Origin of the sequence: Pseudomonas sp. GM17 (genome assembly GCF_000282175.2) — a bacterium.
Classification (GTDB): Bacteria; Pseudomonadota; Gammaproteobacteria; order Pseudomonadales; family Pseudomonadaceae; genus Aquipseudomonas; species Aquipseudomonas chlororaphis.
Genome location: NZ_CP124732.1, coordinates 6,235,558 through 6,253,188 on the forward strand (window position 1 = coordinate 6,235,558; position 17,631 = coordinate 6,253,188).

Sequence of the window (17,631 nt, forward strand, 5' to 3'; positions counted from 1 at the left end):
TCGTTCTACCTCAGCTTCAGGGTGGCAAGGCCGATCAGCACGAGAATCACGGTGATGATCCAGAAACGGACGATCACACGCGGCTCGGGCCAGCCCTTGAGTTCAAAGTGGTGGTGAATCGGCGCCATGCGGAAGACACGACGACCGGTCAACTTGAAGGAGGCCACCTGAATGACCACCGACAGGGTTTCCATCACGAACACGCCGCCCATGATGAACAGGACGATTTCCTGGCGAACGATCACCGCGATGGTGCCCAGGGCCGCGCCCAGCGCCAGCGCGCCGACGTCGCCCATGAAGACTTGTGCCGGGTAAGTGTTGAACCACAAGAAACCGAGCCCGGCGCCGATCAGCGCGCCGCAGAACACAATCAGTTCACCCGCGCCCGGAACGTAAGGAATCAGCAGGTACTCAGCGAATTTCACGTTACCCGACAGGTAGCAGAAGATGCCCAGGGCGCCGCCTACCATCACGGTCGGCATGATCGCCAGGCCGTCGAGGCCATCGGTCAGATTGACCGCGTTGCTGGAGCCGACGATCACGAAATAGGTCAGGACCACGAAGCCGATACCCAGCGGAATGCTGACGTCCTTGAGCATGGGGATCAGCAAGGTGGTTTCGACCGGGGTTTGCGCGGTGACATACAGGAAGATCGCCGCGCCCAGGCCAAATACCGACTGCCAGAAGTACTTCCAGCGGCTAGGCAAGCCACGGGAGTTCTTCTCGATCACCTTGCGATAGTCATCGACCCAGCCGATGGCGCCGAACAGCAGGGTGACCAGCAACACCACCCACACATAACGGTTGCTCAAGTCGGCCCACAGCAGGGTGCTGATACCGATTGCCGAAAGAATCAACGCGCCGCCCATGGTCGGAGTACCCGACTTGGAGAGGTGCGATTGCGGACCGTCATTACGCACTGCCTGGCCGATCTGACGGGTCTGCAGAGTGCGGATCATCCACGGCCCCAGCCACAAGGACAGCACCAGTGCAGTCAGTACCCCGAGAATCCCGCGCAGGGTCAGGTACTGAAAGACCGCGAAGCCTTTGTAGAACTGTTGCAGGTACTCCGCTAGCAGCAGCAGCATCAATGTTTCTCCGTGCTGGAACCACACAAAGCCGCGACGATGTTTTCCATCACCGCGCTGCGCGATCCCTTGATCAAAATAGTGGTGTTTGTATCTTGCTCGGCGCCCAGGGCTGCAATCAGCTCGGCCTGGCTGGCGAAGTGTCGGGCGTGCTCACCGAAGGCGGCGACCGCGTGGGTCATCATCGGGCCCACGGCATAGAGCGCCGACACCTTGCCGGCGGCATAAGCACCCACTTCGCGGTGCCCCTGCTCCGCCCAATCGCCCAACTCGCCGATATCTCCGAGCACCAGGACGGTGCGACCGGAAAAGCCGGCGAGTATATCAACGGCCGCGCACATTGACGTGGGGTTCGCGTTATAGGTGTCGTCGATTACCCGCATGCCGTTTTTCGCCAGCTGGGCGACAGTGCGGCCCTTGACTGGCTGCACCGCGTTGAGCCCGGTGGCGATGCCGAACAACGACACGCCCAGGGCATGCGCGGCAGCGGCAGCGGCCAGGGCATTGGCAACGTTATGGGTACCCAGCAGGTTCAACTGGACACGCTCGGAACCGTTGCCCGCGTGCAGGGTGAAGTTCGGGCAGCCACGGGCATCGCGCTGGATATCCGAGGCGTAAAAGTCGGCGGCATTGTTGCTCAGGGCAAAACTCAGCACCTGACGGCCAGCGGCGCGGGCTTTCCAGATCGGGAAGGCCTTGTCGTCGAGGTTGAGCACAGCGGTACCGGAAGCATCCAGCCCTTCAAGGATCTCGCCCTTGGCCTCGACGATTTTCTCCGGCCCGCCAAACTCGCCCACATGAGCGGTACCGGCATTATTGATGATGGCGACCTGCGGCTTGGTCATCCCCACGGTGTAGGCAATTTCGCCGATGCGCGAAGCCCCCAGCTCGATCACGGCCGCGGTGTGCTCCGGGGCCAGTTCCAGCAGGGTCAAGGGCGCGCCCAGGTCGTTGTTCAAATTGCCGCGTGTGGCAAGCACCGGCCCGCGCGTGCGCAGGATGCTCGCAAGCATTTCCTTGACCGTGGTCTTGCCGCTGGAGCCGGTAATCGCCGCTACCGGCTTGGTGAAAGCCGCGCGATTCAACGCCCCCAGTTGGCCGAGCGCCTGCCGGGTATCGCTGACCAGCAGCTGCGGCAGCGTGCTGTCTGGCACTTCGCGTTCGACCAGGGCACCGACGGCGCCTTTGGCGGCGACTTCATTCAGGTAGTCGTGCCCGTCGAAGCGTGGGCCGGCCAGGGCAATAAAGAGTTGGCCCGGCTTGATCGACCGGCTGTCGATGCTCACGCCATCGAAGCTGCAATCGCCAGCCAGCAGGCGCCCCGCCAGCGGTCCGCTCAGCTCACTGAGTTTCAGGGCCTTAAGCATGGGCCACCTCCCACGCGGTCAGCGCTCGATCGGCTTCCACCAGGTCGGAGAAGTCGAGACGCACGCCATTGATTTCCTGATAGTCCTCATGACCTTTACCGGCCAGGACAATCACGTCGTCCGCCGAAGCGCCGGCGACCAACTGGGCGATGGCCAGGCCGCGACCGGAAACGAACTCGACCTTGTCCACTGCGCTGAAGCCGGCACGAATGTCGTCGAAAATCTGCGCCGGATCTTCCGTGCGCGGGTTGTCGTCGGTGACCAGCACACCGTCGGCCAGGCGCTCGACCACTTCCGCCATCAGCGGACGCTTGCCGCGATCGCGATCGCCGCCGCAGCCGAACAAGCACAGCAAACGGCCCTTGGCATGGGGACGCAGGGCCAGCAATACCTTTTCCAGGGCATCCGGGGTGTGGGCGTAATCGACCACCACCAGCGGTTGCGAACCACCGCCCAGGCGCTGCATGCGACCGGCTGGGCCTTCCAGTTTCGGCAGTACGTGAAGGATTTCGTCGAGGGCGTAATCCAGGCCGAGCAAGGCGCCGACAGCGGCCAGCACGTTGCTCAGGTTGAAACGACCGAGCAAGGTGCTACGCAGATGATGTTCGCCCTGCGGAGTCACCAGGATTGCACGCACGCCTTCGTCGTCGAATTGCGCTTCGCGGCAGTACAGATAAGCCCGCGGATCCTCGAGACTGTAGGTAATCAACCGCGAATCCTGTTCGTCACTGGCCAGCAGCCGACCGAAGTCATCGTCGAGGTTGATGACACGGCACCCCAGATCGGTCCAGCCGAACAGCTTGGCCTTAGTGGAGCCGTAGGCTTCCATGGTGCCGTGATAATCCAGATGATCGCGAGACAGGTTGGTCAGCACCGCCACGTCGAAGGCCAGAGCACTGACTCGCCCCTGGTCCAGACCATGGGACGACACTTCCATCGCCACGGCTTTGGCGCCGGCCTTTTTCAGGTCGGCCAGGGTGGCCTGCACGGCAATCGGGTTCGGCGTGGTGTGCATGCCGCTTTGCAGCGCGCCATAAAAACCGCTGCCGAGGGTGCCGACAATGCCGCAGTGCTGGCCCAGCAGATCGAGTGCCTGCGCCACCAACTGGGTCACGCTGGTCTTGCCGTTGGTACCGGTCACGCCAATCAGGTTGAGGTTGCGGCTCGGGTCGCCATAAAAACGCCCGGCGATATCCGACAGCTGCGCCGCCAGGCCTTTGACCGGAATCAGCGGCACGTCGGTAATCGGCAGGACGGTCGCGCCTTCGACTTCATAAGCCACCGCAGCCGCACCGCGCTGCAAGGCGTCGGCGATGTGCGCACGACCATCGAACTTGCCGCCAGGCACCGCGAGAAACAGATCGCCGGCGCGCACATTACGGCTGTCCAGAGTCAGTTCGCGAATCAGCAGATCACGACCAGCGTGGGCGAAAATTTTGTTCAGGCTAAGAGACATCAGCCGCGCCCTCCTTTAGCTGGTGCCGCATTGGCTTGTTGGGTAGGTGGCAGGTTGTCCGGCGAGATATTCATCAGACGCAGGGTGCCGGACATCACTTTGCTGAACACCGGCGCCGATACCAGACCACCGAAGTAACCAGCCTTGCTCGGCTCGTCGATCACCACGACGATGGCGTAGCGCGGATCGCTCATCGGGCCGAAACCGGCGAACAGGGAGCGGTAGGAGTTCTCGGCATAACCCTTGGTACCGACCGAAGTCTTACGCGCAGTACCACTCTTGCCGGCCACGTGATAAGCCGGTACCTGGGCACGGAACACGCCACGCGGCGCCTCGATCACCTGCTGCAACATGCCTTGCATGGTCTTGGCGACCTTTTCCGGAATCACCTGGGCGGTTTCCGGTGTCCTGTCGGTTTTGATCAGAGTCAGCGGAGCGATGCGACCGTTATTGGCCAGGGCCGAGAAGGCGTGAACCAGCTGGATCGCGGTCACCGAAATGCCGTAGCCATACGACAGTGTGGCTGTCTCGGCCTTGCGCCATTCACGATAATTCGGCAGGTTGCCGACACGTTCGCCCGGGAAGCCGAGGCCGGTGTCCTGGCCAAGACCGATTTTCTGGGCCAGGCGGAAGATGGCTTCGCCACCGATATCGAAGGCGATCTTGCTCATGCCGACGTTACTGGAATTGATCAGAATCCCGGTCAGATCGAGTACCGCGCCTTCACTCTTGGATACGTCACGAATGGTGTATTTGCCGATCTGCAGCGTGCCTGGATACACCTCGACGGTGTCGCTCGGTTTCCAGCGGCCGGTCTCCAGCGCCGCGCTCATGGAGATGGCTTTCATGGTCGAACCCGGCTCGAACACGTCGATCATGGCGCGGTTGCGCATCATCGCCGGTTGCAGGTTGCGACGATTGTTCGGGTTGTAGGTCGGCTGATTGACCATGGCCAGGATCTCGCCGGTCTTCACGTCCATGATGACCAGGCTGCCGGCCTTGGCGCCGTTCTCGACGATGGCGTTGCGCAGCTCGCGGTTGGCCAGGTATTGCAGGCGCAGGTCAATCGACAACGCCAAGGGCTTGCCGGCCTTGGCGTTTTTGGTGACCTGGACATCCTTGATCAGTCTGCCGCGCCGGTCCTTGATGACCTGGCGCTTGCCCGGAACTCCGGCGAGCCACTCGTCATAAGCCAGTTCGACCCCTTCGCGGCCGCGATCGTCGATGTCGGTAAAGCCGACCATATGCGCGGTCACTTCGCCGGCCGGGTAGAAGCGCCGGAACTCTTCGATGCCATACACCCCCGGCACTTTGAGATCGAGAACTTGCTGGCCCTGCTCGGGCGTTAAGCCGCGCACCAGGTAGATGAATTCTTTATTGGCTTGCGCTTCAAGGCGCTCGGCCAGCGCCTTGGGGTCTTGCCCCAAGGCAGCAGCCAATGCCGGCCACTTGTCCTTGGCCAGCTGCATTTCCTTGGCGTTGGCCCACAGGGTGGTCACTGGCGTACTGACTGCCAGCGGCTCGCCGTTACGGTCGGTGATCAAGCCACGGTGAGCCGGGATCGGAATATGCCGAACGCTGCGCGCATCGCCCTGCCCCTTGAGGAAGTCGCGATCGACGACCTGCAGATCGATGATGCGCCAGGCGATCGCCGCCACCATGATGCCGAGCAAGCCCAGCACCAGGCGGAACCGCCAGGGGAAGAGTGCGCCTTCAAGCTTCATCATGGCGCCACCATCTGGACTTCTGCCGCGCCGGGAATGCGCATTTTCAGTTGTTCGGTGGCCAGCACTTCGATCCGGCTATGGGCGGTCCAGGTGCTTTGTTCGAGAATCAGCCGGCCCCACTCCGCTTGTGCCTTGTCACGCACACTCAACTCACCGTACAGCGTGTTGAGCAACTGACGATTCCAGTGGGCGCTGTAGGACACCGCAATCGCGGACACAAGAACGCCGATGAACAGCAGAAGCATGAAAAAGCTTCCGCCTGGAAGTGGCTTGGCGAAAAGCTTGCTCACCGCAGCTTCTCCGCAACGCGCATGACAGCACTACGGGCACGCGGGTTGGCCTTGAGCTCGGCATCGGAGGCCGTCTGCGCTTTGCCATGGACTTTGATTTTCGGCTCGAAAGCCACGTGGCGCACCGGCAGGTTGCGAGGCAGGTTGTCCGCCTCGCCCTTCACCAGCTTGCGCATGAACAGTTTGACGATGCGGTCTTCCAGCGAGTGGAAACTGATGACCACCAGACGGCCGCCGACCTCCAGGCATTCCAGCGCGGCTTCGAGGCCGGCTTCCAGATCGCCCAGTTCGTTGTTGACATGAATACGCAGCCCCTGGAACGCACGGGTTGCCGGGTTCTTGCCCTTTTCCCAGGCCGGGTTGGCGACTTTCAAGACTTCCGCCAGGTCGGCGGTGCGCTCGAACGGCTTGATGTCGCGGCGCTCAGCCACGGCGCGGGCCATACGACCGGAGAAACGCTCTTCGCCGTATTCCTTGAATACACGGGCGATTTCTTCCACCGGCGCGGTGTTGACGAACTCCGCCGCGCTGATGCCGCGGGACGGGTCCATGCGCATATCCAGAGGACCATCATTGAGAAAACTGAAGCCGCGCTCAGGATCGTCGAGCTGCGGCGAAGACACTCCCAGGTCGAGCAGCACGCCGCTGACCTTGCCATCCAGGCCGCGCTCGGCCACTTCCGAGCCCAGTTCGGCAAAGCTGCGCTGCACAACGACAAAGCGGCCGTCTTCGGCCGCTAGCGCTTGCCCGGTGGCAATCGCTTGAGGATCTTTGTCGAATCCGAGCAGCCGGCCATCCGGCCCGAGCTTGCTGAGGATCAGACGACTATGACCACCGCGACCGAAGGTGCCATCCAGATAGCAGCCATCAGGACGTACGGCGAGAGCCTCGACGGCTTCGTCAAGCAGTACGGTGATGTGGTTAAAGCCGCTATCAATAGTCACAGGATCAAATCACGCAGTTCATCAGGCATGGCGCCCGGTTGTTGAATAGCTGCCAGGTCCGCTGCGGAAACAGCATTCCAGGCATCCTCGTCCCACAGTTGGAACTTGTTCAATTGGCCTACCAACATTGCGCGCTTATCCAACTTGGCATATTCGCGCAGACGCGGCGGAACCAGAAAACGACCACTGCCATCGAGTTCGAGGTCGACGGCATTACCAATCAGCAAACGCTGCAAGCGACGGTTTTCTTCACGTAGCGAAGGCAGCGCGCGCAGCTTGGTTTCAATAATTTCCCACTCGTCGAGGGGGTAGACACACAAACACGGATCAACGGCATCAATAGTGACGATAAGTTGCCCGGAACTACGCGAAACGAGCTCGTCACGGTACCGGCTCGGCATGGCGAGTCGGCCCTTTGCGTCGAGACTGATAGCGTTAGCTCCGCGAAACACGTCAGCGTTTCTCCAAATTTTAGCGTTTTACGTCCAAAAAACCCACTTCATGCCACTTTCCGCCACTTGCGCACACTATAGGAATGCGCCCACCACACCGTCAAGGCACGGAGCGACGGAAAAGCCTTATAGAACGGAGATTTAGGAGACTAAAAGGAGGGGTAACGGGAATTTGGCGAAGGATTTGGCGCAATAATTTCAATCAGCTCAAGAAGCTGTATCGCGAAGTTAAAGTAATTTGTTAAGAGTAAGATCTTTTCGGTATTACAAAAGCGCTTCTGCTATTGATTCAAGCAGGGAGGGAAAAGGTGGAGAGTCGATCTGTAAGCCGGGTTCTGTCGAGGACAGTCATTCCTCTACGATGGCCATCACTGGACATCTTTAGCAACCTACCCGGTTCCAGCGCGGGCCACGCCTTGGAACCCTATTTGGTCTTGCTCCGAGTGGGGTTTACCTAGCCACGAACTGTTGCCAGACGTGCGGTGCGCTCTTACCGCACCTTTTCACCCTTACCGGCACCGAAGTGCTTAGGCGGTTATTTTCTGTGGCACTTTCCGTAGGCTCGCGCCTCCCAGGCATTACCTGGCACTCCGCCCTATGGAGCCCGGACTTTCCTCCCCCCTCTAATTTTCATAGAGGGCAGCGACTGTCCAATCGACTCTCCGCCGCGCAGGTTAACGGCAGAGCGGCGGAAGAACAAGGGATAAAAGCCTTTTGCCATTCCGCCGATCGTGTTTACTCGCCTTTCTGTTTATCCAGCGCCACTTGATAGAGCACATTCTTGCGCACGCCGGTAATTTCCGCCGCCAATGCCGCGGCACGCTTGAGCGGCATCTCGTTGAGCAGCAGGTCGAGAACCCGCATCGCCTCACTGCTCACAGCCTCGTCGCTCTCCGGCACTGACCATCCCGCTACCAGCACCACGCATTCACCACGCTGCTGATTGCTGTCTGCCTCGACGAAAGCCCGCAACTCCGAAAGCGGCAGCCCCTTGAGGGTTTCAAAGGTCTTGGTCAGCTCCCGGGCCAGCAATGCCTGGCGCTCGCCACCGAACACCGACTCCATATCCTGCAAGCACTCGAGAATACGGTGTGGCGCCTCATAGAAAATCAGCGTGCGCGGCTCTTCCTTTAATAGCTCAAGACGCCCGCGCCGCCCTACCGCCTTGGCCGGCAGAAAGCCCTCGAAGATAAAACGATCGGAAGGCAGCCCCGCCGCCGACAAGGCCGCAATCAGAGCGCAGGCCCCAGGAACAGGAACGACATTGATACCCGCCGCACGCGCCTGACGCACCAGGTGGTAACCCGGATCGGAGATCAACGGCGTGCCCGCGTCGGAAATCAGTGCAACGCTGTCTCCCGCCAACAGACGCGTGAGAAAACGACTGCCTTCATCCCGTTCGTTATGTTCATGACAGGCGGCCAGCGGTGTAGAAATCCCGAAGTGCTGCATCAAGCGTTGCGAGTGGCGCGTGTCTTCGGCGGCAATCAGCGCCACCTCACGCAAGATCTTCAAGGCCCGGGCACTGATGTCGTCCAGGTTGCCGATGGGCGTCGCCACCACATAAAGCGAGCCAGCAGCGGAATTCAAAGGACCTGGAGCAGTCAAAGCGCACACCTCTTGATCGGTAAAAGCACCATTGTAGCGCGTAGAAGCCTTCGGAATGCGTGTCGCAGGCACCTCACGCCTGCGACAGCGCCTGTGGTTCTAAAGCACTGCAACATTTGCTCGACCTAAAATAGACGGTTTATTGCCAGTAACATCGCGCCCCGGCCAGTGCTTGGGTACAATTCCACGCTAATTTGATCGAGTATCAGGAACGCTTACATGATCGCTTGCCTGCGGCTGTTCTCTGCCTTATGCCTTGCCGCCCTCCTGGCAGCTTGCGCCAGCTCGCCCTCCTCCAGCCTTGGCGAACTTCCACGGACCCCGGATGCCAGCATCGAGCAACTGCTCGAACAGGCCGCCAACAGCAAAACACCCGACAAGGCAGCCCTGCTGCGCTTGAGCGCTGCCGATCTGGCCTATCGCCAGGGCAACGCCGGCCAGGCCGCGCAAATTCTGCAACAAGTGCCGATGGAGCAACTCAAGCCCGGTCAGCAGGTTTTCGCCAGCACCCTGGCCGCCGAACTGGCCATGAGTCGCAACCAGCCAAAGGCCGCCCTGACTGCCCTGAGTCACCCGAGCCTGCAACGCCTGAGCGAACTGCCGGAAGAGCAGCAAATCCGCACCGGCACTGTCCACGCTCGCGCACTAGAGGCTGACGGCCAGGCCCTCGCCGCGGCACGGGAGCGCATTTTCATTGCGCCACTGCTCAAGGACGACGCCGCGAGCAAGAACCACGAAGCCATCTGGGCATTGATTGCCAGCCTGCCGACTGATCAACTGCAAGCCGTCGGCAACGATGACCTGGGCGGCTGGATGAGCCTGGCGCTGGCAGTGAAGACCGCCGGCACCCTGGAACAACAGCAGGCCGCCATCGACAACTGGCGCGCACAGAACCCCAAGCATCCGGCGGCCATTCAGCTGCCGCTGCCGCTGACCAAACTCAAGGAGCTGGCCAGCCAGCCGCTGTCCAAGATCGCCCTGCTGTTGCCGCAGGACGGCCCGCTGGCCGCGGTCTCCAAGGCCCTGCGCGATGGCTTCATGGCCGCGCACTATCAGGCCCAGCAAGCCGGTCAGAAACCACCCAGCATCGAGTTCTACGACAGCTCGCGCCTGACTTCGCTGGATGACTTCTATCGCAAGGCCCAGGCAGATGGCGTGCAACTGGTCGTCGGCCCGCTGGAAAAACCACTGGTCAAACAGCTCGCTGCGCGCCCGCAATTGCCTATCACCACCCTGGCGCTGAACTACAGCGAAGGCGAGCAAGGCCCCGCGCAACTGTTCCAGTTCGGCCTGGCCGCCGAAGACGAAGCTCGCGAAGTCTCCCGCCGCGCCCGCGCCGACGGCCTGCACCGCGCTGCGGTCCTGGTGCCACGCGGCGAATGGGGTGATCGTGTGCTCAAGGCTTTCCGTCAGGACTGGGAAAGTAACGGCGGTAGCGTGGTCGGTATCGAACGCGTCGATCAGCCGGTAGCCCTGGCCCAGCAGATTGCCGACCTGTTCCAACTGCGCCAGAGCGAAGCCCGCGCCAAGAGCCTGCAGAACGCCGCTGGCACTCAAGTGGCCGCACAACCTTCGCGTCGCCAGGACATCGAGTTCATTTTCCTGGCATCCACTCCGCAACAGGCACAACAGATCAAGCCGACCCTGAACTTCCAGTACGCCGGCGATGTACCTGTCTACGCCACCTCTCATGTCTTCAGCGCCAGCGGCGACCAGAACCAGTACAACGACATGAACGGCATACGCTTCTGCGAGACGCCTTGGCTGCTGGATGCCAATGACCCGCTGCGCCGACAGGTCGCCGCGCAATGGCCACAAGCCGGTGGCAGCCTGGGTCGACTGTATGCGATGGGCGCCGACGCCTACCGCCTGGCACCACGCCTGGGGCAACTCAAGGCCCTGCCGGACAGCCGCATCGAAGGCCTGTCGGGCAGCCTGACCATGAGCCCGAGCCAGCGTGTTCAACGCCAGTTGCCATGGGCCGAGTTCGTCAGCGGCCAGATCACTCGCCTGCCTGACACCCAGCGTTAATGCCACAACGATCACGCCAGCAAAGCGGTCAGGATGCCGAAGCCCAAGCGCTCCGGCATCTTGAACAACAGGGGCTGCGCCTGCTGGCGCAGAACTGGTTGTGCAAACGCGGCGAGCTTGATCTGGTCATGCTTGACGGCGATACAGTAGTATTCGTCGAAGTCCGCTACAGACAACACACGCAATGGGGTGGCGCACTAGGCAGCATCGACGCACGCAAGCGTCAGAAACTGATACTCGCCGCACAGTTTTTCCTGCAGCGCGAGTCGCGCTGGTCCAACCACCCTTGCCGTTTCGATGTGGTCGCCATAGACAGCGCCCCAGGTACAACCACTCATTTGAACTGGCTACGGAATGCCTTTGAAAGCTGATCGACGCTCTCGGGCCGAGCCGGACATTTTCACTCAACATTTTTGCTCTTTGCTTTGCGGGCAGCACATTCATGTGCCAGAAAGCCGCGCCACTTAAGGTCACACAGATGGACATGCAATCCCGAATTCGCCAGCTTTTTCAGGCCAGTATCGACACCAAGCAGCAGGCGATGGACGTACTTGCACCGCACATCGAGCAAGCTAGCCAGGTCATGGTCAACGCCCTGCTCAACGAAGGAAAAATGCTTTCCTGCGGCAATGGTGGCTCGGCCGGCGATGCCCAGCACTTCTCCTCCGAACTGCTCAACCGTTTCGAGCGCGAGCGCCCGAGCCTGCCAGCCATTGCGCTGACCACCGACAGCTCGACGATTACCTCGATCGCCAACGACTACAGCTACAACGAAGTCTTTTCCAAGCAGATTCGCGCCCTGGGCCAGCCTGGCGATGTCCTGCTGGCGATCTCCACCAGCGGCAACTCGGCGAATATTATTCAAGCGATCCAGGCCGCACATGATCGCGAAATGATTGTCGTAGCATTGACCGGTCGCGATGGCGGCGGCATGGCGTCCCTGCTATTGCCGGAAGATGTCGAGATTCGCGTACCGGCCAATGTCACTGCACGTATCCAGGAAGTCCACCTGCTGGCGATCCACTGCCTCTGCGACTTGATCGACAGCCAACTGTTCGGGAGTGAAGAATGACCCCTAATCGCCTTGGCCTACTGGCCCTGACCCTAGCCTTGAGCATCAGCGGTTGCAGCTCGGTGATTACCGCCACCCGCGAAAGCCCGATCGAAGATGACCGCGGCACCCGCACCTTCGGCAGCAAGATCGATGACTCACTGATCCAGACCAAAGTCGAAGTGAACGTCGCCAAGGCCAGTCCGGACCTGGACCACAATTCGCACATCGTGGTGACCAGCTTCAACGGCATCGTCCTGCTGGCTGGCCAGACCCCGCGCGCCGACCTCAAGACACTCGCCGAGCAGGCCGCCAGCGCCGTGCAACGGGTGAAGAAAGTCCACAACGAACTGCAGGTTCTGCCGCCCTCTTCCCTGCTGGCCCGGCAGAACGATGCCTGGCTGACCACCAAGATCAAGACCCAGATGCTGACCGATGCCAGCATTCCAGGCTCGCGCATCAAGGTCGTGACGGAAAACGGCATCGTCTACCTGCTGGGCCTGCTGACTCAACAGGAAGCCACCCAGGCGACCAATCTGGTACAGGGCGTTTCCGGCGTGCAGAAAATCGTCAAACTGTTCGAATACATCGACTGATGCAGGCGAAAGGTACGAGCACAAAAAAGGCGATCCGGATGGATCGCCTTTTTTATTACTTCACGACCTTCAGACTCGGTCGACCGCTTGGACGCGGCGGCTCGTTATCCGGTGGTGGAATATCATCATCCGGCTCGATTTCATCGTCCTCGTCATCCACGGGCGACTCCAGATCGAACACCATACCCTGACCATTCTCCCGGGCGTAAATGCCCAGGATCGCCGGCACAGGGACGTACAAGCTATGCGGGACGCCACCGAAGCGCCCCTCGAAAGTCACCACCTCGTTATCCATGTGCAAATGGCGCACGGCACTCGGCGAAATATTCAGGACGATCTGTCCGTCACTGGCGAAACCCTGAGGCACCTGCACCGCCGGGTATTCGGAATTGACCAGCATATGCGGGGTGCAATCGTTGTCCACAATCCACTCGTAGAGCGCGCGGACCAGATAAGGTCGACTGGAGTTCATAGCGGCTCCTTAAGCCTTAGCGCATGTCGCGTTCGACGCCAGACAGACTTGCCTGGAACGTCTCACGGGCGAACTGGCGCTCCATGTAATCAAGCAACGGCTTGGCTTGCCGTGGCAATTCAATACCCAGAATCGGTAATCTCCAGAGTATTGGTAATAGGCAGCAATCCACCAGACTTTGTTCCTCACTGAGGAAAAACGGCTTCTCCGCGAACAGCGGCGAAACGCCGGTCAGGCTCTCGCGCAGCTCTTTGCGAGCCTGAGCCCGAGCGGCTTCCTTGGTCCGGGAATCCAGGATCAGATCCACCAGCCCACACCAGTCACGCTGGATCCGATGAATCAGCAGACGGCTGTTGGCACGCGCCACTGGGTAAACCGGCAGTAGTGGCGGGTGCGGGTAACGCTCATCCAGATATTCCATCACCACGGTCGACTCCCACAACGCCAGGTCACGATCGACCAGGGTGGGCAGACTGCCGTAAGGGTTCACTTCGATCAGCTTCGGCGGCTGACGCCCCGCCTCCACACTGATGATCTCGGCGCTGACACCCTTCTCTGCGAGCACGATACGTACCCGGTGGGAATAGTGGTCGGCGGGGTCGGAGTAACAGGCCAACCGATTGGTCACGCCCATGGCGGTCCTCCTCGCTTGTTGAAATTATCGGAAGCAGAAAAACGAGCGCGCCCAGAGGGCGCCTCCCGTAACGCCTGGATGATCCAGACTCGTTACACCTTCAGAGACGCCCTTGGGCGCGCACGATTAACAGCAATGAATTACAGCTTTATCAATGAACGTCTTTCCAGTATTCGCGCTTGAGCAGATAGGCGAACACGAAGAAGAAGGCCAGATACAGTAACACATAGGTGCCGATACGTTGATGCTCCAGCTTGACCGGGTTGGCCGAGTAGGCCAGGAAGGTCACCAGGTTCTTGACCTTCTCGTCGAACTGCTCTTCGTTGAGCGTGCCGGTTTTTGGCAGCACGGTCAGTTGGTCGCAGGCTTCATGGGTCAAAGCGGTACCAGTCAGCGGATCGTATTGCTTCTTGCCGTCTTCGACGATCTGCACCTGCTTGCAGCCAACAACCTGGCGACCCTGCAGGCCGACCAGGACGTTAGGCATACCCACGTTCGGGAAGACCTTGTTGTTCACGCCCCATGGACGCGCAGGATCTTCGTAGAAGGAGCGCAGGTAGCCATAGAGCCAGTCGGTACCACGCACACGAGCCACCAGGGTCAGGTCGGGCGGAGCCGCACCGAACCAGGTCTTGGCGTCAGCCGGCTGCATGCCGATGCTCATGTGATCGCCGATTTTCGCACCGGTGAACACCAGCTTGCTCATCATCAGATCGTGAGGAATCCCCAGATCGTCGGCAACGCGCTCATAGCGTTGGAACTTGGCGCTGTGGCAGCCCATGCAGTAGTTGGCGAATGTCCGTGCGCCATCCTGCATGGCGGCCTTGTCGGAGACGTCGATGTCGACTTTTTCCAGCTCGGGACCACCGTGTTCGGCCGCGAAGGACAGTACAGGCATAGCAGCAAGAATCAGTACAGCAAATAGCTTTTTCATCAGCCAGTCACCCTTTCCGGAACCGGTTTGGTCTTCTCGAGCCTGGTATAGAACGGCATCAGAATGAAGTAGGCGAAGTACAGGAAGGTACATACCTGCGACAGCAGCGTGCGACCCGGCGTCGGTGCCAGAACGCCGAGGATCCCCAGGATCACGAACGAGATGCAGAACACCACCAGCCAGATCTTGCTCAGCCAACCCTTGTAGCGCATGGATTTGACCGGGCTGCGATCGAGCCATGGCAGCACGAACAACACGGCGATCGCCGCACCCATCGCAATCACACCCAGCAGCTTGTCTGGAACAGCGCGCAGAATCGCGTAGAACGGGGTGAAGTACCAAACCGGGGCAATATGCTCAGGCGTCTTGAACGGGTTGGCCTGTTCGAAGTTCGGCTTCTCGAGGAAATAACCACCCATTTCCGGGAAGAAGAACACGATCGAGCAGAAGATGAACAGGAACACCACCACGCCGACGATGTCTTTCACGGTGTAGTACGGGTGGAAAGCGATGCCATCCAGCGGTACGCCGTTTTCGTCTTTGTGCTTCTTGATGTCCACACCATCCGGGTTGTTCGAACCCACTTCGTGCAGCGCCAGGATGTGCAGCACTACCAGACCGAGAATCACGATTGGCAGGGCCACTACGTGCAAGGCGAAGAAGCGGTTCAGGGTAATACCGGAAATCAGGTAGTCACCACGAATCCACTGGGTCAGGTCGTTACCGATGACCGGGATCGCACCAAACAGCGAGATGATCACCTGGGCACCCCAGTAGGACATTTGCCCCCAAGGCAGCAGGTAGCCCATGAAGGCTTCGGCCATCAGCGCCAGGTAGATCAGCATGCCGAACAGCCACACCAGCTCACGCGGCTTCTGGTAGGAACCGTAGAGCAGGCCACGGAACATGTGCAGATAAACCACGATGAAGAACGCCGAGGCGCCAGTGGAGTGCAACAGACGCAGGATCGAGCCGTACTCGACATCGCGCATGATGTATTCGACGGAAGCGAAAGCTTCTTCCGCCGACGGGGTGTAGCTCATGGTCAGCCAGACACCGGTGACGATCTGGTTAACCAGAACCAACAGAGCCAGGGAACCAAAGAAGTAGAAGAAGTTGAAGTTCTTCGGGGCGTAATACTTGCTGAGATGGTCTTCCCACATTTTGGTCGCGGGGAAGCGCGCATCAACCCAATCCATGAACTTACTCATCACGCTTTCTCCGTATCGACGCCGATGACAATAAGGTCGTCCGACTCATAGGAATGCGGGGGTACTGGCAGGTTCAAAGGCGCAGGTTGCGACTTGTAGACGCGGCCAGCCAGATCGTAGTGGGAACCGTGGCAAGGGCAGAAATAGCCACCTACCCAATCCTTGCCCAGATCCGCAGGCGCCACTTCAGGGCGGAAAGTCGGTGAGCAACCCAGGTGGGTGCAGATACCGATCAGCAGCAGAATCTCTGGCTTGATCGAACGCACTTCCGGGTCGACGTAGGTTGGTTGGACAGAGTTCTTGGAGTCGGGGTCGGAAAGTTGACCCTCGATCTTTTTGAGATTCCCCAGGATTTCCTGTGTACGGCGGACGATGAATACCGGCTGACCACGCCACTCAGCAATCATCTGCTGACCTGGGTCGATCTTGCTGATATTCACTTTCACCGGTGCCCCTGCGGCTTTCGCCTTGGCACTGGGAAACCATGACCCCACGAACGGGACCGCAGCCCCCACCGCTCCTGCAGCACCCACCACGGATGTGGCTGCTACAAGGAAGCGACGCCGGCCTGCATTCACGCCGTCATTGCTCATTCAGTCCTCTCCCATCAGCTTTGTGGCCTGTTAAATCAGGCATCTACTAAGTAAAAATCTGAACTTATAAAAATTTTGCCGAATGGTAATGAAAAGCCCCTACTCTGACAAGGTAATTACCAACTTGGCCCGGCCCCAAGCCCTGTAGTATAGGGGCTCTGCAGATGTGGCAAGTTGTCACAGCGCAAAATAATCGCCCATAAAAAAACGCCCAGCTCCGCAAGGAGACTGGGCGTTTTTTGAACGCGAAAGCGAATTAACGCTTCGAGTACTGCGGACGCTTACGCGCTTTACGCAGACCAACTTTCTTACGTTCAACTTCACGTGCGTCACGGGTTACGAAACCGGCTTTACGCAGAGCGCTGCGCAGAGTTTCGTCGTAATCCATCAGAGCGCGAGTGATGCCGTGGCGGATTGCGCCAGCTTGGCCACTCACACCACCGCCGATAACGGTGACGTAGATGTCGAACTTCTCGACGGTCTCGGTCAGTTCCAGCGGCTGACGAACTACCATGCGGGCAGTTTCGCGGCCGAAGAAGTTATCCAGGGAGCGGTTGTTGATGGAGATGTTGCCAGTGCCCGGACGCAGGAAAACGCGTGCGGTTGCAGTCTTGCGACGGCCAGTGCCGTAATTTTGAGTCGCCGACATAATGAACTATTCCGTTAAATCTTCAGTTCTTGGGGCTGCTGAGCAGTATGAGGGTGTGCAGCGCCCGCATAGACTTTCAGCTTACGGTACATGTCGCGACCCAGCGGGTTCTTAGGCAGCATGCCTTTTACCGCGGTCTCGATCACGCGCTCAGGGGCCTTGGCGATCAGCTTTTCAAAGTTGATCGACTTGATGCCGCCCGGGAAACCGGAGTGGGAGTAGTACATTTTGTCAGTGGTTTTAGCGCCAGTAACACGTACTTGCTCAGCGTTGATCACGACGATGTAGTCACCGGTGTCGACGTGAGGGGTGTACTCAGGCTTGTGCTTGCCACGCAGACGGCTCGCGATTTCGGTGGCCAGACGACCCAGGGTCTGACCAGCAGCGTCGACGACAAACCAGTCGCGCTTAACTGTTTCCGGTTTAGCAGTAAAAGTTTTCATTCTTTATAGCCTCAGGGGCCGCCCTGTAAATTAGACGGCGGATCTTACTGAATAGTGCGTACTTTGACAAGTCAAAGGCAGCCGG

Annotated in this window: 19 protein-coding genes and 1 other RNA gene; 4 read left to right on the top strand and 16 right to left on the bottom strand. The window is 59.7% G+C overall.

Annotated elements, in window-relative coordinates; translation table 11 throughout:
* Nucleotides 1-5: 5 nt before the first annotated feature.
* The 9 genes from mraY to rsmI all read right to left on the bottom strand — a co-directional run bounded on the left by mraY (nucleotide 6) and on the right by rsmI (nucleotide 8,914).
* Nucleotides 6-1,088 (bottom strand): phospho-N-acetylmuramoyl-pentapeptide-transferase, encoded by a 1,083-nt coding sequence (gene mraY, locus PMI20_RS27865; RefSeq protein WP_007928475.1) that lies wholly within the window; start codon nucleotides 1,086-1,088, stop codon nucleotides 6-8.
* Nucleotides 1,088-2,455, bottom strand: a complete 1,368-nt coding sequence (locus PMI20_RS27870; protein WP_007928474.1) for a UDP-N-acetylmuramoyl-tripeptide--D-alanyl-D-alanine ligase — start codon at nucleotides 2,453-2,455, stop codon at nucleotides 1,088-1,090. Before PMI20_RS27870 ends, mraY begins: the two co-directional genes overlap by 1 nt.
* A complete protein-coding gene (locus PMI20_RS27875) occupies nucleotides 2,448-3,911 on the bottom strand; it encodes a UDP-N-acetylmuramoyl-L-alanyl-D-glutamate--2,6-diaminopimelate ligase (RefSeq protein ID WP_007928473.1) in 1,464 nt (487 codons plus the stop codon). Before PMI20_RS27875 ends, PMI20_RS27870 begins: the two co-directional genes overlap by 8 nt.
* Nucleotides 3,911-5,635, bottom strand: a complete 1,725-nt coding sequence (locus PMI20_RS27880) for a peptidoglycan D,D-transpeptidase FtsI family protein (protein WP_177323803.1) — start codon at nucleotides 5,633-5,635, stop codon at nucleotides 3,911-3,913. The genes PMI20_RS27875 and PMI20_RS27880 overlap by 1 nt, the downstream gene beginning before the upstream one ends.
* Nucleotides 5,635-5,928 (bottom strand): cell division protein FtsL, encoded by a 294-nt coding sequence (gene ftsL, locus PMI20_RS27885; RefSeq protein WP_009050721.1) that lies wholly within the window; start codon nucleotides 5,926-5,928, stop codon nucleotides 5,635-5,637. The genes PMI20_RS27880 and ftsL overlap by 1 nt, the downstream gene beginning before the upstream one ends.
* A complete protein-coding gene (rsmH, locus tag PMI20_RS27890; protein ID WP_007928467.1) occupies nucleotides 5,925-6,872 on the bottom strand; it encodes a 16S rRNA (cytosine(1402)-N(4))-methyltransferase RsmH in 948 nt (315 codons plus the stop codon). The genes ftsL and rsmH overlap by 4 nt, the downstream gene beginning before the upstream one ends.
* A complete protein-coding gene (gene mraZ, locus PMI20_RS27895; RefSeq protein WP_003205355.1) occupies nucleotides 6,869-7,324 on the bottom strand; it encodes a division/cell wall cluster transcriptional repressor MraZ in 456 nt (151 codons plus the stop codon). The genes rsmH and mraZ overlap by 4 nt, the downstream gene beginning before the upstream one ends.
* A 308-nt stretch (nucleotides 7,325-7,632) precedes the next feature.
* Nucleotides 7,633-7,986, bottom strand: an RNA gene (rnpB, locus tag PMI20_RS27900) — RNase P RNA component class A.
* Between the two features lie 73 nt (nucleotides 7,987-8,059).
* Nucleotides 8,060-8,914, bottom strand: coding sequence for a 16S rRNA (cytidine(1402)-2'-O)-methyltransferase (rsmI, locus tag PMI20_RS27905; RefSeq protein ID WP_177323802.1), 855 nt, complete (start codon nucleotides 8,912-8,914; stop codon nucleotides 8,060-8,062).
* Between the two features lie 237 nt (nucleotides 8,915-9,151).
* Here rsmI and PMI20_RS27910 point away from each other — a divergent pair, with 237 nt between their 5' ends.
* The 4 genes from PMI20_RS27910 to PMI20_RS27925 all read left to right on the top strand — a co-directional run bounded on the left by PMI20_RS27910 (nucleotide 9,152) and on the right by PMI20_RS27925 (nucleotide 12,610).
* Complete coding sequence (locus PMI20_RS27910) at nucleotides 9,152-10,963, top strand: penicillin-binding protein activator (RefSeq protein ID WP_007928465.1); 1,812 nt, start codon at nucleotides 9,152-9,154, stop codon at nucleotides 10,961-10,963.
* The gene (locus PMI20_RS27915; RefSeq protein ID WP_007928464.1) at nucleotides 10,963-11,334 is read left to right on the top strand and encodes a YraN family protein; all 372 of its coding nucleotides are present in this window, start codon (nucleotides 10,963-10,965) and stop codon (nucleotides 11,332-11,334) included. Before PMI20_RS27910 ends, PMI20_RS27915 begins: the two co-directional genes overlap by 1 nt.
* A gap of 107 nt (nucleotides 11,335-11,441) precedes the next feature.
* On the top strand, nucleotides 11,442-12,035 hold the full coding sequence (locus tag PMI20_RS27920) for a phosphoheptose isomerase (RefSeq protein WP_007928463.1): 594 nt from the start codon (nucleotides 11,442-11,444) through the stop codon (nucleotides 12,033-12,035).
* Nucleotides 12,032-12,610 (top strand): BON domain-containing protein, encoded by a 579-nt coding sequence (locus PMI20_RS27925; protein WP_007928462.1) that lies wholly within the window; start codon nucleotides 12,032-12,034, stop codon nucleotides 12,608-12,610. Before PMI20_RS27920 ends, PMI20_RS27925 begins: the two co-directional genes overlap by 4 nt.
* A gap of 55 nt (nucleotides 12,611-12,665) precedes the next feature.
* Here PMI20_RS27925 and PMI20_RS27930 read toward each other — a convergent pair whose 3' ends face one another.
* From PMI20_RS27930 to rplM, 7 genes are all read right to left on the bottom strand, one after another.
* Nucleotides 12,666-13,082, bottom strand: a complete 417-nt coding sequence (locus tag PMI20_RS27930; protein WP_007928461.1) for a ClpXP protease specificity-enhancing factor — start codon at nucleotides 13,080-13,082, stop codon at nucleotides 12,666-12,668.
* Between the two features lie 16 nt (nucleotides 13,083-13,098).
* Nucleotides 13,099-13,716, bottom strand: coding sequence for a glutathione S-transferase N-terminal domain-containing protein (locus PMI20_RS27935; RefSeq protein WP_007928460.1), 618 nt, complete (start codon nucleotides 13,714-13,716; stop codon nucleotides 13,099-13,101).
* Nucleotides 13,717-13,867: 151 nt separating this feature from the next.
* Nucleotides 13,868-14,650 carry a cytochrome c1 gene (locus PMI20_RS27940; RefSeq protein ID WP_007928459.1) on the bottom strand — a complete coding sequence of 261 codons (783 nt, stop codon included), beginning with the start codon at nucleotides 14,648-14,650 and terminating at the stop codon, nucleotides 13,868-13,870.
* Nucleotides 14,650-15,861 carry a cytochrome b gene (locus PMI20_RS27945; protein WP_007928456.1) on the bottom strand — a complete coding sequence of 404 codons (1,212 nt, stop codon included), beginning with the start codon at nucleotides 15,859-15,861 and terminating at the stop codon, nucleotides 14,650-14,652. Before PMI20_RS27945 ends, PMI20_RS27940 begins: the two co-directional genes overlap by 1 nt.
* On the bottom strand, nucleotides 15,861-16,454 hold the full coding sequence (gene petA, locus PMI20_RS27950) for a ubiquinol-cytochrome c reductase iron-sulfur subunit (protein ID WP_007928454.1): 594 nt from the start codon (nucleotides 16,452-16,454) through the stop codon (nucleotides 15,861-15,863). Before petA ends, PMI20_RS27945 begins: the two co-directional genes overlap by 1 nt.
* A gap of 256 nt (nucleotides 16,455-16,710) precedes the next feature.
* A complete protein-coding gene (gene rpsI, locus PMI20_RS27955; RefSeq protein ID WP_003228056.1) occupies nucleotides 16,711-17,103 on the bottom strand; it encodes a 30S ribosomal protein S9 in 393 nt (130 codons plus the stop codon).
* 14 nt (nucleotides 17,104-17,117) lie between these two features.
* Entirely contained in the window at nucleotides 17,118-17,546 is a 429-nt protein-coding gene (gene rplM, locus PMI20_RS27960) for a 50S ribosomal protein L13 (protein WP_007928449.1), read from the bottom strand.
* Between the last annotated feature and the right edge of the window lie 85 nt (nucleotides 17,547-17,631).